Here is a 16,325-nt window from a genome sequence, read left to right as displayed (position 1 = left end):
CGTGGACGCCGCATCCTTGAGCGCCCTGCCATTCTTCCTCAGCGCCGACGAGGGCGAGCGCTTTTGCCTGTACCATGAGCCGGAACCGGGCGTAGCGCCGCGCGGCGCGATCCTTTACGTTCATCCGTTTGCCGAGGAATTGAACAAGAGCCGCCGCATGGTGTCCTTGCAGGCGCGCGCCTATGCCCAGGCCGGATACGGCGTGCTGCAAATCGACTTGTACGGCTGCGGCGACAGCAGCGGCGAGTTGTCGAAGGCGCGCTGGGATATCTGGCTGGCGGATTTGGCGCGCGCATGGCAATGGCTGGCGGAGCGTCATCTCGGCCCGCGCTACTTGTGGGGCCTGCGCCTGGGCGCCTTGCTGGCGCTCGATTTTGCGGTCGGCGCGCGGCCGCAAGCCTTGATTTTGTGGCAGCCAGCGCTAAGCGGACGCGCGCACTTGAACCAATTCGCGCGCCTGCAAAGCGCGGCGCGGCTATTTGCCGGCGCACCAGCGGTGGAGCAAGGCACGGAGATTGCCGGCTACCTGATGCCGCCGGCGCTATCGGCCGCCATCAACCAGCTGGACGCCGGCGCGCTGACGCCGCGCTGCCCGGTGCAGTGGCTGGAACTCAATCTGCCGCCGCTGGACGCCGGCACCGATTATGGCGCATCTGCCGAAGCCCAAGCCGCGCTGCAACCCGCATCCGCGCTCCTGATCGACCGTTGGCGCAGCGACGGCGCGGTAGTCCACGCTGTCCCGCTGCACGGCGAACCGTTCTGGATCAGTACCGACATCGGCGTTGTCCCCTCGCTGCTGGAAGCAAGCAGCGCCGCACTGGAGATCGCATAATGGCCCATCAACGCGTGCTGCGCTTCCGGTGCCAGGGCTGCTGGCTAATCGGCATTCTGCACGTGCCGGACGAACCGCTGTCGCGCGGCGTGCTGATCGTCACCGGCGGGCCGCAATACCGCGTCGGCAGCCATCGCCAGTTCGTCCTGCTGGCGCGCCACCTGGCCGAACACCATGTGCCAGTGATGCGCTTCGACTATCGCGGCATGGGCGATAGCGAAGGCGATATGCGCGACTTTGAAAACATCCAGGACGATTTGGAAGCCGCCATCGGCGAGTTTTTCACCACCATGCCCGCCATGAAAGAGCTGGTGCTGTGGGGGCTGTGCGACGGCGCTACCGCCGCAGCCTTCCATGCGTGGAGCGACCCGCGCATCACAGGGCTGGTGCTGGCCAATCCTTGGGTGCGCACCGCGCAAGGCGAAGCCCGCACAACGCTGCGCCACTACTACCTGCATCGCCTGCGCGACCGCGACTTCTGGCGCAAGCTCCGGCAAGGCCGCTTTGGACTGCGGCCTGCATTCGATTCCTTCCGACGCGTGCTGACCGCAGCGCGCCAACCCACGGCGCAAGTTGAAACGCTGCCGGAGCGCTTGTATCTAGCCTTGCGGCGCTTTCGCGGCCAAGTCCTGATTATCCTCAGCGGCGCGGATCTCGGCGCGCGCGAATTCATGGCGCTACCGGGTCAACACCCGCATTGGCGCAAGCTGCTGGCGATGCCGCGCGTCCAGCAAACCATCATCCCCAATGCCAATCACACCTTCGCCCGCCAGGCCTGGCGCGACGAAGTGGCCGACATCTGCGCGAAATGGATACGGGCATGGTAAAGCGCGTCCTCATGATCGCCTTTCACTACCCGCCGATGCGCGGCGGCAGCGGCTTTCAGCGCACGCTGGCCTTCACGCAGCACCTGCCGCGCTGCGGCTGGGAGCCGCTGGTGCTGAGCGTCAGTCCGCATGCCTATCAGGATGCCGACGCCCAGGCCGCCGCACCGGCGCACCGCAGCTTCGCGCTCGACGCCGCGCGCCATCTGTCCGTGCGCGGCCGCTATCCCGGCCTGCTGGCGCAGCCGGATCGATGGAGCTCATGGTGGCTGAGCGCCGTTCCCGCAGGCCTGCGCCTGATACGCCAGCACCGCCCGAGCGCCATCTGGTCTAGCTACCCTATCGCCACCGCGCACTTAATCGGTCTCACGCTGCACCGGCTGACCGGCCTGCCGTGGATCGCCGACCAGCGCGATCCCATGATCGACCACGATTATCCGCCCGACCCGTACCGCCACCGTATCCACCGCTGGATAGAACAGCAAGCCATGCAGCGCAGCGCGGCGGTGGTCTGCACCACGCCCGGTGCGGTGCGCGATCTCGGTTCGCGCTTTGCGCAGCCGGCCGCAGGCCGCATCGCATTGATCGAAAACGGCTACGACGAGGCGAGTTTCATCGGCGCGGAACTCGCGGCTCCGCCCTTGCGCCCGGCCCGCGCGCCATTTCGCCTGCTGCACAGCGGCGTAATCTACCCATCGGAACGCGATCCCCGCGCGCTATTTGCGGCGTTGGCTGGCCTGCGCGATGCTGGCGTCATCCATGCCGCCAACTTCCGGCTGGTGCTGCGCGCCAGCGGCCATGACGACTACCTGCGAGGCCTGATCTGCGGCCTGGAAGACATCATCGAACTGGCGCCGCCGCTGCCGTACCGGGAAAGCCTGGCCGAAATGCTCGACGCCGACGCCCTGCTGCTGCTTCAAGCCGCCAACTGCAATCATCAAATCCCGGCCAAGCTGTATGAATACCTGCGCGCCCGCCGTCCGCTGCTGGCGCTCACCCACCCGGATGGCGATACCGCAGCCGCCTTGCGCCGCGCCGGCATCGACACCATCGCTCGGCTGGATTCCGCCAACGACATCGGCGCCGCTCTCGCGCACTTTTTACAACTATGCCGCGCGCAGCGCGCGCCGATCGCCGCCCCGGTCGTGGTGGCGCGCCATTCGCGCGCCGACCGCACGCGCGAACTGGCCGCGCTGCTGGATCGCGTTCAACGCAAGGAGTCTCCATGAAGCCATATGCTTTTGCCCTGCTGCTGATCTGCGCGGCCGCCGGTGCCGCCGACGATTGCCCAGCTTACGTCAAGCACGATCCGGGCGGCGACTACACCAGCGCCGATGATCGCCAAGGGCTGGCCGTGGTTGAAAATTTCCACTTCACGCCGAATGTCGAGCGGCTGGTGCGCGGCGCCACCGGCGCGCTGGGCGCCGACATCAGCTACACGCTGGAACACTTCCCCAATCACCACCGCGCGCTGTCCGCCATGTCGCGCCTTGCGCTGCGCGACAGAAATCGCAAGCCGCATGGCGCGCGCTACACGATTGAATGTTTTTTTGACCGCGCCCTGCGCTACCGGCCCGACGACGCGCGCGTGCATGCACTGTACGGAAGCTATCTGCTGGCACTCGGACAAACCGACAGCGCGCTGGAACAGCTGGAGCACTCGGCGCGGCTGGAGCCGAACAATGCCACCGCCCATTACAATCTCGGCCTGCTGTACGTGAAGAACAAAGACTATGACAAGGCCCGCGCCAGCGCACAGAAAACCTACGGCATGGGCTTCCCGCTGCCGGGATTGAAGCACAAGCTGGTAGCCGCCGGTGAATGGCGCGAGTGACTACTTCAAACCGTGGTGGCTCATCAAATCGTACAAGGTGGGACGGCTAACGCCCAGCAGCTCCGCCGCCTTGACGATATTGCCATCCGCCCGCGCCAGCGCCTGCACCATCACGCGATACTCGGCTGCCTCGCGCACCGCGCGCAGATTGATGTTTTCTTCCACGCCATCGGGCAGCCCCAGATCCGCCGGCATGATCTGCGGCCCATCCGACATGATGACGGCGCGGCGGATGCAGTTTTCCATCTCGCGTACATTGCCGGGCCATGGGTAGGCTTCAATCGCCGCCATGGCCTCGGCGCTGAAGGCCAGTACCGACCGCGATTCAACAGCGCAGAATTTATTGCGGAAGTGATGTGCGAGCAGCGCGCGGTCGCCGGCCCGCTCGCGCAAGGGCGGAATAATCAGCACAATTTCGCTCAAGCGGTAGTAAAGGTCTTCGCGGAAGCCGCCTTCCGCCGCCAGCGCTTTCAGGTTGCGATGCGTAGCGCAGACCACGCGTACATCAATGCGGATTTCATTGCGGCCGCCGACGCGCTCGATCACGCGCTCTTGCAGGAAGCGCAGCAGCTTGGATTGCAGGGCCAGCGCCATGTCGCCTATCTCGTCAAGGAACAGGGTGCCGCCATGCGCCAGTTCCAGCTTGCCCTGTGTTTGCCGCTGCGCGCCGGTGAACGCGCCTTTTTCGTAGCCGAATAATTCGCTCTCCAGCAAATGCTCCGGGATGGCCGCGCAATTGATGGCGACGAAGCGTTTCTGCTGCCGCGCGCTGAGTTGGTGCAGCCCGCGCGCGATCAATTCCTTGCCGCTGCCGGAATCGCCGAGCAGCATCACGGTAGCCGATGATGGCGCCACCTTCTCCACGCTGCGGCACAGCTTCAGCATGACCGGATCGCGGCTGATGATGCCGGCCAGCGGCGAGTCGGATTGAATTTGCAGCATGCGGCGGTTTTCCTGCTGCATGGCGTGCAGGTGGAAGGCGCGCGCGATCACCAGCGACAGCGTGTCGGCATCCAGCGGTTTTTGATGAAAATCATAAGCGCCCATGGCGACGGCTTTCAGCGCAAAGGCGCGTTCCTGGTTGCCGGACAGGATAATCACCTTGGTGTCCGGCGCGCTGGTGAGGATCTGCGACAGCAGCGCCAAGCCTTCGCCCGCGCCATCGGGATCCGGCGGCAAGCCAAGATCCATGGTGATGACCGCGGGCTGATGGCGGCGCAGTTGCGACAGCGCCGATTCACGGTCGCCGGCGATAATCACGTCGTAATCATCAAGGCTCCAGCGCAATTGCGTTTGCAGGCCGGTGTCGTCTTCGACCACCAGCAGTTTATTCTTGCCCATGTTCTGACTCCTCGATTAACGGCAGCGTTACGCGGAACGTGGTTCCGATGGACGGCGCGCTGGTGACCTCTAGTTGGCCGCCGATCTCGCGCAGGTACTCGCGGCTTTCGAAGACGCCGATGCCCATGCCGGCGGTCTTGGTGGAGACAAATGGCTGGAACAAGCGCTCGCGGATGAATTGCTCGCTCATTCCGTGGCCGTTGTCGGAGATGTCGATCAAGGCGGCGCCATTTGCCGCGTGCAGGCGGGCTAGCACGCTGCCGGTGCGCGGCGTGGCTTCGATGGCGTTTTGAATCAGGTGGCCGATCACGCGTTCAAGGCGCTGGCTGTCGGCCAGCACAGTCATGCCGGCAGCCCGCAGCTGCAGCGCAGGACGCGGCTCGCTACCGGCATGCGCTTGCACGGCGCGCATCAGCAGTTGATCCAGTTGCAGCGGCGCGGCTGCTTCCGGCGCCTGATTGCGGCCTAGTTTAAGCAGCATGTGTCTCATCTTGGCCAGCGAGTTCGCCAGTGTTTGCAGCATATCGTCCTGAAATGCCGGATTGGCTTTGTGTTTTTCTGCATTCACCAGCAGCAGCGAGAGTTGCGAGACCAGGTTCTTCAAGTCGTGCACGACGAAGGTCGACATGCGGTTGAAGGATTCGAATTGGCGCGCCACGGCAAGGCTGTCCGCCGAGGCGCGATGGGCGAGATAGCTGGCGGCTTGGCAGCCTGCGATTTTCAGCACGTCGCGTACCTCCCAGTTCAGTTGCAGCGGTGTGCGCGGCGGCGCAAGTGCGATGAAACCATACAGCCGGCGCTCCAGCATCAGCGGCACGGCCAGCCAAAAGTCTGCCGACCATGTAGGCCGCTCCGGGCATGACGACAGTTCGACTACCCAGTTTCGCTGTGCCAGTAGTTGGCACAAGGCGCTGTCAGCGCGCTCGCCGGACGATGCCAGCGGCGTGTTCCAGCGGCCGGCGGCATGGTAGCCGTTGTCGTCATGCCGCAGCCATAACAGGCCGGCCGGACTTTCCACCAGCCCGGCTATCGCCTGAATGGCGCGTTCGGGCAGGCCGTCGGCGTCGTCGGCGAGCGCACGCGTGAAGCGCTGCCATTCTTCGCGATAGTCGTAGCGGCCCTGGTAGAAGTGTTTGCTGATGAAGAGTTTGAGCCGCGCGCGCATGGCCCCCGAGAATAGTACAGCGGCCAGCAGCAAGGCCGCGCCGCACAGGCAGGCCGCTTGCATCAGCGCGCCCCAGGCGCCGCCGACGTAGCGCAGATACCATGCGCTGATCGCCATCGCCACGAGATAAAACGCGGAGCCCAGCAGCGCCGCCGAATGGAACATGATTTGGCGCGAGATTTGCAGTCCGGGCGTCCATGTGGGATTGCGCGACATCGATAAGGCCAACAAAGGCGCGCTCAAGGCATTGACAATGCCGCGTGCGGCCCATATGTCGGGATGGACGCGGCGAAACAGCATGGCGTCGCTGTACAGGTAGAAGTCGAACGCGAACAATGCGCCGACGCCAAGACAGGCGAATTTGATGCCCCAGCGCGCTTTCTGCGGCGCGGCGCGGTAGACGTGTTCCACCAACAGCATGCCCAGCACCGCAAGGGCGAGATGCAATGCGGCCAGCAGCAATGGCGGCGCATCCGGCAAGGCGGCAGCCGCCAGGCAGGCAACGGGCAACAGCAACGCGGCAGCCATCGCGCGCTTTCCCGCGCCGGAAAAATGCAGCAGCAGGAGCAGCCAGCTTGCGCTGCGCAAGGCCTCGGGGGCGTCCAGCAGCATCAGCGGTTCAGCGGCGAACAGCAGCGCTATGATCGCCAGCAACGCCCAAAGCGCCGTGGCGACGGCGGCAACGGCCATGAATACGGCGGGCCGGCCGCGCCGCAGCAGCCATGCGGCCAGTGTGGCAAAGGCCAGTACCGCCACAGCGTGGCTAAACACCGCGACCGCTGATGCGCCATCCCATTCCATCAGCGCCCGCCTTTGCCGAACAAGACCACCTGCACCGTGTCGATCAATATCAGCAAATCCAAAAACAGGCTGTTGTTCTTCACGTAGTACAAATCGTATTGCAGCTTTTGCAGCGCGTCTTCCACCGACGCGCCGTAGCGATAGCGTACTTGCGCCAGTCCGGTGATACCCGGCTTGATCCCGTGGCGAACGTTGTAGTAGGCGATCTGCTCGCACAACTGCTCCACAAAATACGCCCGCTCTGGCCGAGGGCCGACAAAACTCATCTCGCCCTTGAACACATTGAGCATCTGCGGCAGTTCGTCGATGCGCAGCTTGCGTATCCAGTGGCCCACCGCCGTCACGCGCGGATCGTCCTGCTCCGCCCACTGCGGCTGGCCGTCGCGCTCCGCGTCTTGCCGCATGCTCCGAAACTTCAGTACCTTGAAGACGCGGTTATCGCGCCCCACCCGCTCCTGCCGATAAAACACCGGCCCACCGTCCTCGATCTTGATTGCCAGCGCGGCGCCCAGCATCACCGGCATGGTCAGCAAGCCGATAGCAGCGCTAGCCAGCAAATCAAACACCCGCTTCACCGTCGCCCGCATCATGCTCTGATCGAAGCCGCCGCCGAAAATCAAGTAACTCGGTTGCAGCGAATCGACGCGAATCTGGCTCGCCTCGCGCTCAAAAAAGGTCGCGGCGTCGGTGACAGGCACGCCGCCCAGTGCGCACTCCAGCAACTGCCGCACCGGGAAGGCGCCATTGCGCCTATCGCCGACCGTCACCACGATTTCATCGGCGGCGTAGCGGCGTGCCAGCGTCAGTAACGGCAGATCGGCCGGCAGCAGCATGGCCGGCGGCACAGCGCGCAATTCGCCGGACACCGGTACAAAGCCCACCACCCTAAACGGATGGAAGCCCATGCTGCCCGCCGCCAAATCCAGGCATTCGCGCGCTATCGCGCCATCGCCGACGATAATCAGGCGCTGTTCCAGCATGCTCGATTGCGCCGACGTGAACACCACCATCCGCGCCAGCAGCACCGCGCCGCCGCCCAGCAGGAACACCGTGCTGCCCAAAGGCCCGAGCTGCATCGCCGGATCCAGCCCGGCCAATAGCCGCATCAGGCAAAAGCCCAGCACAAACGACGGCATGATCCGCAGCAGTGTACTTTTGATATCCTCGCGCGACTGGTCATGCTGGTACATGCCCAAGGTGCCCATGCTGAGCACCATCACCAGCGCGAACGTCAGGGCCGGCCACAAAGGCGCGCTGGCGACAGCTGCTGCGAGCAAAATCGACAACTCAAGTAACAGCAGCATCAAGGCTACCCTGGACACGTAATGATGAAAGATCCTGATCACGATAAGCTCCTCGTCAGAGCTTTCATCATGAGGAACACCGTGGAAAACCGTCTTGAGGCCCCGCAATCCCCGTCGTCAAAAGGGCTATTTATGACGAACCTATGACAAATGGTCTATAGTCATGTTTCTTTAGTGTCTTTCCATCCACGTAATCATGAAATTTGATGTTGCAATTGTCGGCAGCGGATTGGCCGGCCTGTCGGTCGCCCTGCACCTGGCCGAGACCCGAACCGTCGCGATTATTTCCAAGCGTGCCCTCAAGGATGGCGCCAGCAATTGGGCCCAGGGCGGCATCGCTGCCGTGCTGGATTCGGGCGATAGCCACAATGAGCACATTAACGACACCCTGGTCGCCGGCGGCGGCTTGTGCGACGAATCGGCCACCCGCTACATCGTGGAGCATGGCCGCGAGGCGATCGAATGGCTGATCGAGCAAGGCGTGCCCTTCACCCGCGACGAATCGGCGGAACTGGGCTTCCACCTGACGCGCGAAGGCGGCCATAGCCAGCGCCGCATCATCCACGCCGCCGACGCCACCGGCAACGCGGTGCAAACCACGCTGGAAGAAAAAGTCCGCGCGCATCCGAACATCACCTTGTTCGAACATCACTGCGCGGTCGACCTGATTACGTCGGACAAGCTGCACCCGATCAAAAAAGGCAACGCACAGCCAAAATGCTACGGCTTGTACGTGCAGGACGAAGAAACCGGCCAGGTACACACCTTCGCCGCAGAACACACGGTGATGTGCACCGGCGGCGCCGGCAAGGTTTACCTGTACACCACCAACCCGGACACCGCCAGCGGCGACGGCATCGCCATGGCGTGGCGCGCAGGCTGCCGCGTGTCGAACATGGAATTCATCCAGTTCCATCCGACCTGCTTGTACCACCCATACGCCAAGTCCTTCCTGATTACCGAGGCGATTCGCGGCGAAGGCGGCTTGCTCAAGCTGCCGCCGGAAGCTGGCGCCGCAGCGGGCACGCGCTTCATGCTGGCCCACGACGAACGCGCCGAACTGGCGCCGCGCGACGTGGTAGCACGCGCCATCGACTTTGAAATCAAGAAGCGCGGCCTTGATTACGTCCACCTGGACATCAGCCACAAGCCGGCCGAGTGGCTGATCGAGCACTTCCCGACCATCTATGCGCGCTGCATGGAACTGGGCATCGACATCACCAAGGAGCCGATCCCGATTGTGCCGGCCGCGCACTACACCTGCGGCGGCATCGTCACCGATCTGCATGGCCGCACCGATTTGCCAGGCTTGTACGCCGTCGGCGAAACCGCCTGCACCGGCTTGCACGGCGCGAATCGCCTCGCCAGCAACTCGCTGCTGGAATGCGTGGTGATTGGCCGCGCCTGCGCCACCGACATCGCCTCCAAGGAAAAAGGCGAAGTGCCCTATCTGCCGGATTGGGACGAAAGCCGCGTCACCGACGCTGATGAAGAAGTGGTCATCGCCCACAACTGGGATGAACTGCGCCGCTTCATGTGGAACTACGTCGGCATCGTCCGCACCACCAAGCGCCTGGAACGCGCCCAGCACCGCATTGCGCTGCTGAAGGAAGAAATCGACGAGTACTACCAAAACTTCCGCGTCACGCACGACCTGCTGGAACTGCGTAACCTGGTTGAAGTCGCGAGTCTGATCGTCAACAGCGCCCTGCTGCGCCGCGAAAGCCGTGGCCTGCACTTCAGCCGCGATTATCCAGAGACCCTGGCCAAGGCCCTGCCCACCATCCTCACGCCGCCACGACGAAAATAATGATCTCCGTCCGCCACGCCACGCAAGCCGACATCCCCGCCATGGAAGCGCTGATCAAGCGCTCCGGCATCGAATTGAGCGAGGGGTTTTATACCAGCGAACAGGCGCAAGCCGTTACGCGCCATGTATTCGGCGTGGATACACAGCTCGTGGCGGATCAGACTTACTTCGTAATTGAAAAAGACGGCCAGATGGCGGCATGCGGCGGTTGGAGCAAGCGCAGCACCTTGTTCGGCGCCGACCGCACCAAGCAAGGCGCCGATCCGCTGCTCGATCCAGCGCGCGAACCGGCCCGCATCCGCGCCTTCTTCGTTGATCCATCGGCGGCGCGCCAAGGGCTGGGACGTTTGCTGCTCCAGCACTGCACCGACGCCGCAGCGGCGGGCGGCTTCCACACGCTGGAACTGGCCGCCACCATGCCCGGCGTGCCGCTCTACGCGGCCTGCGGCTTCGAGATCATTGAACACATGGCGCTGGATTTGCCAGGGGACGTGAAAGTCCCGCTGGCGAAGATGCGCAAATCGCTTAGCCGATGATGCGCAGGGAGTAGTCGGTAGCGCGGACGTCTTTGGTCAGGCTGCCGATGGAAATGCGGTCTACGCCGGTTTCGGCAATCGCGCGGACGGTGTCGAAGTTGATGCCGCCCGAGGCTTCCAGCAGTGCGCGGCCGGCGTTAATGACCACTGCGTCGCGCATCATATCGGTGTTGAAGTTATCCAGCAGGATCGACAAAGCGCCGGCATCCAGGGCTTCCTTTAACTCGTCCAGCGATTCCACTTCTACTTGAATCGAGACGCCCTTGTTCAGCGCCTTGGCTGCCAGCACCGCGTTGGTGATGCCGCCTGCCGCCGCGATGTGGTTCTCCTTGATCAGGATGCCGTCGTACAGCGCAAGACGCTGATTCTGGCCGCCGCCCACGCGCACCGCGTACTTCTGCGCCAGGCGCATGCCCGGCAGCGTTTTGCGGGTGTCGAGAATGGCAGCGCGGGTGCCGGCGATAACGTCGACGTACTTGCGGGTGGCCGTGGCCACGCCAGACAGCAGTTGCAGGAAGTTGAGTGCCGCGCGTTCAGCGGTCAGCAGCGCCCGCGCCGGGCCTTCGATGATGCACACCACGCTGTCGGCTTTCATCAAATCGCCTTCTGCGTACTTCCAGTCGATTTCAATCCCGGCCTGCATGCAGTTCATGATGCCTTCGAACCAGGGCGCGCCGCACAGCACCGCGTCTTCGCGCACCAGCACGCGGGCCTTGGCGCGGCCGCCTTCCGGCACCAACAAGCCGGTAAGGTCGCCGCTGCCCACGTCTTCCAGCAACGCCGACAGCAGATTGGCTTCGAAGGCCGACTTCAACGCGTCGTCAAACGGCGCGAACTTGTTCAACAAAGTGCTCATGCAGGGCCGATTCCCGAAAACAGTTTTGCTTCTTGTGCCAGATCCGGGCCAGGTTGAACCTTGGCCTTTTTAGCTGCCGCGAAGTCCAGCATGCGGGTGATTGAGACCACCGCCTGCTTGCCGATTTCTGGATCGACGAAGATTTCGTTGGCCGCGCTGGCCGCCGGGTTGTCCATGTTTTCCAGCACGTCGGCCAGATTTTGCAGGCCGTTCATCGCCATCCACGGGCAGTGCGCACAGCTCTTGCAGGTGGCGCTGTTGCCGGCGGTCGGCGCTTCGATGAAGCGCTTGCCCGGTGCGGCGGCGCGCATCTTGTGCAGGATGCCGTTGTCGGTCGCGACGATGAAGGTATCGCAGTCCGATTCCACCGCAGCGTTGATGATCTGCGTGGTCGAGCCGACGACATCGGCCAGCGCCACCACGTTGGCCGGCGATTCCGGGTGCACCAGGATTTTCGCCTGCGGGTACTGGGCTTTCAGCAGCTCCAGTTCCACGCCCTTGAATTCGTCGTGCACCAGGCAGGAGCCCTGCCACAGCAGCATGTCCGCGCCGGTTTGCTTCTGGATGTAAGAACCCAGATGCTTATCCGGCGCCCACAGAATCTTCTTGCCCTGCTCGTGCAGGTGCTTGACGATGTCCAGGCCAATCGACGACGTCACCATCCAGTCGGCGCGCGCTTTGACGGCGGCGCTGGTGTTGGCGTACACCACCACGGTGCGGTCAGGATGGGCATCGCAGTAAGCGGCAAATTCGTCGGCCGGGCAGCCCAGATCCAGCGAGCAGGTCGCGTCCAGATCCGGCATCAGGATGCGTTTTTCCGGGCTGAGAATCTTTGCAGTCTCGCCCATGAAGCGCACGCCCGCTACCACCAGCGTCTTGGCCGGATGATCGCGGCCGAAGCGCGCCATCTCCAGCGAATCGGAGACGCAGCCGCCGGTTTCCTCGGCCAGGTCTTGCAGGTCGGCGTCCACGTAGTAGTGCGACACCAGCACCGCTTCTTTTTCCTTCAACAAGCGCTTGATGCGCTCTTTGAGTGCGACACGTTCCTCGGCGCTTGGAGTGGCTGGCGTACGCGCCCATGCATGGGCTACGCAGCTGGCGCCGTCTTGTGGATGCTCGTACTCGACGGGTTTAATCTCAATGGCTTGCATAATCGTTTAATCGATACCTTGGCTGGTCAGATACTCTTCGTAGCCGCCGCGGAAATCGACGACTTCGTTTTCCTTGATTTCAATGATGCGGTTTGCCAGCGACGACACGAATTCGCGGTCGTGCGAGACGAAGATCAGGGTGCCGGCGTATTTATCCAGCGCGATGTTCAGCGACTCGATCGATTCCATGTCCATGTGGTTGGTCGGTTCGTCCAGCAGCAGCACGTTGTGACGGCCCAGCATCAGCTTACCGTACATCATGCGGCCCTTCTCACCACCGGACAGCACCTTGACCGACTTCTTCACCTCGTCGCCGCCGAACAGCAGGCGGCCCAGGATCGAGCGCACGGCTTGGTCGTCGTCGCCTTCCTTCGTCCACTTGCCCATCCAGTCGGTCAGGTTGATCTCGCTGGCGAAATCTTCGGTCGGATCTTGCGGCATGTAGCCGACGTTGGCGTTTTCCGCCCACTTGACGGTGCCGTGATCGGCGTCCAGGCCGGTGATGTCGGCGCCGCCGATGCAGCGCAGCATGGTGGTCTTACCGGCGCCGTTGGCGCCGATGATCGCAATGCGCTCGCCCGCTTCAACCATGATGCTGAAGTTGTTGAACAAGGTGCGGTCGTATTTTTTGCTGATGCTGTCCACTTCCACGGCCAGGCGGTGCAGCTTCTTCTCGCCATCGAAGCGCACGAACGGATAGGCGCGCGAGGAAGGTTTGATATCCTCGACCTTGATCTTGTCGATCATCTTGGCGCGCGAGGTAGCCTGGCGGGCTTTCGACTTGTTGGCCGAGAAGCGGCGCACGAAGTCCTGCAGCTCGGCGACCTTCTCTTTCGCCTTGGCGTTGTTGGCCAGCTGCTGGTTGCGCGCCTGGGTCGACGCCAGCATGTAGTCGTCGTAATTGCCTGGGTAGATCTTCAGCGTGCCGTAATCCATGTCGGCCACGTGGGTGCACACCTGGTTCAGGAAGTGGCGATCGTGGGAAATGATGATCATGGTGGAGTTGCGCTCGTTGAGCACATCTTCCAGCCAGCGGATGGTGTTGATGTCCAGGTTATTGGTTGGTTCGTCGAGCAGCAGGATGTCCGGGTTCGAGAACAGCGCCTGCGCCAGCAGCACGCGCAGTTTCCAGCCCGGCGACACGGCGCTCATTGGGCCCTGGTGCAGATCGATGCTGATGCCCACGCCCAGCAGCAGTTCGCCGGCGCGCGACTCGGCGGTGTAGCCGTCGTACTCGGCGACTTTGCCTTCCAGGTCGGCGGCTTTCATGTAGTCGTCGTCGGTGGCTTCCGGGTTGGCGTAGATCGCATCGCGTTCGGCCATGGCGGCCCACATCTCGGTGTGGCCCATCATCACCACGTCCAGTACGCGCATCTCTTCGTAAGCAAATTGATCCTGGCGCAGTTTACCGAGGCGTTCATTCACATCCAGCATCACGTTGCCGGCCGACGGTTCGAGGTCGCCGCCGAGGATTTTCATGAAGGTGGACTTGCCGCAACCGTTGGCGCCAATCAGGCCATAGCGGTTGCCATCGCCGAACTTGACGGAGATGTTTTCAAACAGCGGCTTGGCGCCGAATTGCATGGTGATATTTGCTGTCGAGAGCATGTGAGCGTGATCTTTACTGAAGAAAAACAAGAAGTTGGAAGCCAATCCAGCATTATACAACAGGCCACAGCCCCTTACATGGCAACGCGAAGTGGACACTAACACAAGCAAAGTTACAAATAATCATCAAACTGTGACAATTGGATAATATCGGGAGTGTATTTATTGCTATTATCACTTCATCAACCACCCACCGGAGTGAATAGCAATGAAAAAAGTCCTCGCCGCCCTTGCTTTAACCGCCGTCACCGCCTTTGCCCACGCAGCCCCCGTGCCGATGTACGTGGATCCAGGCAGCACCGGTGGCAGCTTCAACGGCTTCACCTACACCAACGTCACCTCGCTGGGCAGCACGCCTATCATCACCGGCCTGAAAACCGGCACCTCCAGCATCTCGTACGACGCGGGCGCTTTCAACTACCACGGCATCACGCTGAACTTCACGCCTTGGGATCTGGGCGGCAGCGAATCGATGTGGTGGGATCTGAACCCTTACGAAGTGGTACTGACGTTCAAGGACATCAACGGCCATGTGATCACCACCGACACCTTCAACCTGGAATATCCGCGCAACCAAACTGAATACAAAGAAGTCGCCGGCGTGCACAGCATCGAGTTCTTCTCGTCGTCCTACAACGCCGCCACGCCGCGCTTCTACAGCCTGGACATCAGCGCCGTACCGGAACCAGCGACCTACGGCATGCTGCTGGCCGGCCTGGGCATGATGGCAGCTGTTGCACGCCGTCGCAAGCAGGCTTAATCAAGGCTCAAGCCTCAGGCTATAATCGAACACGAGGGGCGCCACGGGTCGTGGCGCCCGCAACATGGAAAGAGTTCGATGAAAGCTTTGCTTCTTTTGCTGGCAGTATCTGGTTCCGCCATGGCGTCCGACGCCGACCTGCTGCGCTGCCGCAGCATTCCCGATGTGACTAAGCGCGTGGCTTGCTACGATGCGATTCCTGTCGCCGGCGCAGCCCCGGTAGCCGTTGCGGCCCCAGTTGCTGCCCCAGTTGCTGCCCCTGCAGCAGCCCCTGCGCCAGCCGCCGCACCTGCACCTGCTGCCGATCCAGCAGCCTCCTTCGGCTTGACCGCAACGCAGATGCGCAAATCGTCCGAGCCTAACTTCATCGAGAGCACTTTGCTCGGCCGCATCGACGGCTGGAGCCCAAGCACCCAGTTCCGCCTTGCGAACGGCCAAATCTGGCGCGTCGCTGACGACAGCGCCGGCTCGGTCAATGAAGTGGAAAATCCCAAAGTCAAAATCACCCGCAACAGCTTCGGCACCATGTTCCTGGAAATCGAAGGCACGTCGCAGGCGCCGCGCGTGCGCCGCGTACAGTAATTACAGCGTCGGGTAGTCGCTGATCGTCAGGTCAAAGCCGCGCTCACTCGACACCAAATGCGCCATGCCGCCATACGGCAGCGTGGCGCGTTCCTTGATGTGGCCAAACGGCAGCCCGCTCAACACCGGGATCGGCAAGCGCTCGCGCAGGTAGGCCAGCATCGAGTCAAAGTCGAAGCCGTTGTCCATCGGATTCAGCTTGTAGGCGGAAAAATCGCCGAGCACCAGCGCGCGCTGGCCTTCCAGGGCGCCGGCATAGAATAATTGCAGCACCATGCGCTCGATGCGGTAAGGGTGCTCGCCGACATCCTCGATAAAGCAGATGCCCTGCTGCTCCGCCTGAAAATACGGCGTGCCCAGCAAGCTCACCATCATCGCCAGATTGCCGCCCCACAGCTTGCCGCTGACATCCACCAGCGGATTATCAACGCCGCCATCGGCCACCGTGCCGCGCACCGTGTGCACCGGCCCGCGCAGGCAATCCCAGAATTGATTGAGCGTGTACTCCACTGGATCGGGACGAATAAAATCGTCGCACATCATCGGCCCGGCAAAGCTGATCCGGCCCGTTTGCTTCATCAACGCCATCTGGAAAGCGGTGAAATCGCTATAGCCGACAAACAGCTTGCCGCTGTCGGCCATCTTGTGAAAATCAATCGACGGCAGCAAGCGCGACATGCCGTAGGAGCCGCGCAGCGCGATCACCACTTGCACGTCCGGGTCGGAAGCCGCCGCATTCAGCTGCGCCAGGCGGCCCGCATCAGTACCGCCGAAGCGCTGGAATTTTTGATCGTCGTCGTAGTAGTCGTGAACCAGGAAGCCTTGCTGCTGCAAGCGCTGCACGCCCGAACGGTAAGCTTCGATGTCAGGTGGACGACCGCTAGGGGCCGCGATGGCGATGCCGATTTTTGTAGCGCTCAA

15 protein-coding genes are annotated in these 16,325 nt (G+C 62.6%); 8 read left to right on the top strand and 7 right to left on the bottom strand.

Annotated features, from left to right (window positions below; all coding sequences use genetic code 11):
- Position 1 precedes the first annotated feature (1 nt).
- From GTP45_RS10475 to GTP45_RS10460, 4 genes are read left to right on the top strand one after another with little or no spacing between them, the layout of a single operon-like run.
- Positions 2–832, top strand: coding sequence for a hydrolase 2, exosortase A system-associated (locus tag GTP45_RS10475; protein WP_371874431.1), 831 nt, complete (start codon positions 2–4; stop codon positions 830–832).
- On the top strand, positions 832–1,659 hold the full coding sequence (locus GTP45_RS10470) for a hydrolase 1, exosortase A system-associated (protein WP_166454585.1): 828 nt from the start codon (positions 832–834) through the stop codon (positions 1,657–1,659). The genes GTP45_RS10475 and GTP45_RS10470 overlap by 1 nt, the downstream gene beginning before the upstream one ends.
- Positions 1,653–2,885: a glycosyltransferase gene (locus GTP45_RS10465; protein ID WP_161013809.1), complete on the top strand. Its 1,233-nt coding sequence runs from the start codon at positions 1,653–1,655 to the stop codon at positions 2,883–2,885. The genes GTP45_RS10470 and GTP45_RS10465 overlap by 7 nt, the downstream gene beginning before the upstream one ends.
- Entirely contained in the window at positions 2,882–3,490 is a 609-nt protein-coding gene (locus GTP45_RS10460) for a tetratricopeptide repeat protein (protein WP_161013808.1), read from the top strand. The genes GTP45_RS10465 and GTP45_RS10460 overlap by 4 nt, the downstream gene beginning before the upstream one ends.
- Here the strand turns inward: GTP45_RS10460 and prsR are convergent, their stop codons facing one another.
- From prsR to GTP45_RS10445, 3 genes are read right to left on the bottom strand one after another with little or no spacing between them, the layout of a single operon-like run.
- A complete protein-coding gene (prsR, locus tag GTP45_RS10455) occupies positions 3,491–4,831 on the bottom strand; it encodes a PEP-CTERM-box response regulator transcription factor (RefSeq protein WP_161013807.1) in 1,341 nt (446 codons plus the stop codon). It lies immediately after the preceding gene.
- The gene (gene prsK / locus GTP45_RS10450) at positions 4,818–6,797 is read right to left on the bottom strand and encodes an XrtA/PEP-CTERM system histidine kinase PrsK (protein WP_161013806.1); all 1,980 of its coding nucleotides are present in this window, start codon (positions 6,795–6,797) and stop codon (positions 4,818–4,820) included. Before prsK ends, prsR begins: the two co-directional genes overlap by 14 nt.
- Positions 6,797–8,101, bottom strand: coding sequence for a TIGR03013 family XrtA/PEP-CTERM system glycosyltransferase (locus GTP45_RS10445; protein WP_166454584.1), 1,305 nt, complete (start codon positions 8,099–8,101; stop codon positions 6,797–6,799). Before GTP45_RS10445 ends, prsK begins: the two co-directional genes overlap by 1 nt.
- Positions 8,102–8,297: 196 nt before the next feature.
- On the opposite strand from GTP45_RS10445, the gene nadB reads away from it, so the two are divergent.
- Positions 8,298–9,911, top strand: coding sequence for an L-aspartate oxidase (nadB, locus tag GTP45_RS10440; RefSeq protein WP_161013804.1), 1,614 nt, complete (start codon positions 8,298–8,300; stop codon positions 9,909–9,911).
- Complete coding sequence (locus tag GTP45_RS10435; protein WP_161013803.1) at positions 9,911–10,447, top strand: GNAT family N-acetyltransferase; 537 nt, start codon at positions 9,911–9,913, stop codon at positions 10,445–10,447. Before nadB ends, GTP45_RS10435 begins: the two co-directional genes overlap by 1 nt.
- Here GTP45_RS10435 and nadC read toward each other — a convergent pair.
- From nadC to GTP45_RS10420, 3 genes are read right to left on the bottom strand one after another with little or no spacing between them, the layout of a single operon-like run.
- Positions 10,437–11,303, bottom strand: a complete 867-nt coding sequence (nadC, locus tag GTP45_RS10430) for a carboxylating nicotinate-nucleotide diphosphorylase (RefSeq protein WP_161013802.1) — start codon at positions 11,301–11,303, stop codon at positions 10,437–10,439. The genes GTP45_RS10435 and nadC overlap by 11 nt on opposite strands.
- The gene (gene nadA / locus GTP45_RS10425) at positions 11,300–12,454 is read right to left on the bottom strand and encodes a quinolinate synthase NadA (protein ID WP_161013801.1); all 1,155 of its coding nucleotides are present in this window, start codon (positions 12,452–12,454) and stop codon (positions 11,300–11,302) included. Before nadA ends, nadC begins: the two co-directional genes overlap by 4 nt.
- A gap of 6 nt (positions 12,455–12,460) precedes the next feature.
- The gene (locus GTP45_RS10420; protein WP_161013800.1) at positions 12,461–14,062 is read right to left on the bottom strand and encodes an ABC-F family ATPase; all 1,602 of its coding nucleotides are present in this window, start codon (positions 14,060–14,062) and stop codon (positions 12,461–12,463) included.
- A 208-nt stretch (positions 14,063–14,270) separates the two neighbouring features.
- On the opposite strand from GTP45_RS10420, the gene GTP45_RS10415 reads away from it, so the two are divergent.
- Both GTP45_RS10415 and GTP45_RS28380 read left to right on the top strand, forming a co-directional pair.
- A complete protein-coding gene (locus GTP45_RS10415; protein ID WP_229258405.1) occupies positions 14,271–14,822 on the top strand; it encodes a PEP-CTERM sorting domain-containing protein in 552 nt (183 codons plus the stop codon).
- 78 nt (positions 14,823–14,900) lie between these two features.
- Complete coding sequence (locus tag GTP45_RS28380) at positions 14,901–15,404, top strand: hypothetical protein (RefSeq protein ID WP_217363340.1); 504 nt, start codon at positions 14,901–14,903, stop codon at positions 15,402–15,404.
- On the opposite strand, the gene GTP45_RS10400 is transcribed toward GTP45_RS28380, so the two are convergent.
- Positions 15,405–16,325, bottom strand: a complete 921-nt coding sequence (locus tag GTP45_RS10400) for an LD-carboxypeptidase (RefSeq protein WP_161013798.1) — start codon at positions 16,323–16,325, stop codon at positions 15,405–15,407.

The organism is Duganella rivi (assembly GCF_009857435.1).
Taxonomy (GTDB): Bacteria; Pseudomonadota; Gammaproteobacteria; order Burkholderiales; family Burkholderiaceae_D; genus Rugamonas; species Rugamonas rivi.
Note: the sequence above shows the minus strand (reverse complement) of the source record. Positions and strands in the feature narration are given on the sequence as shown.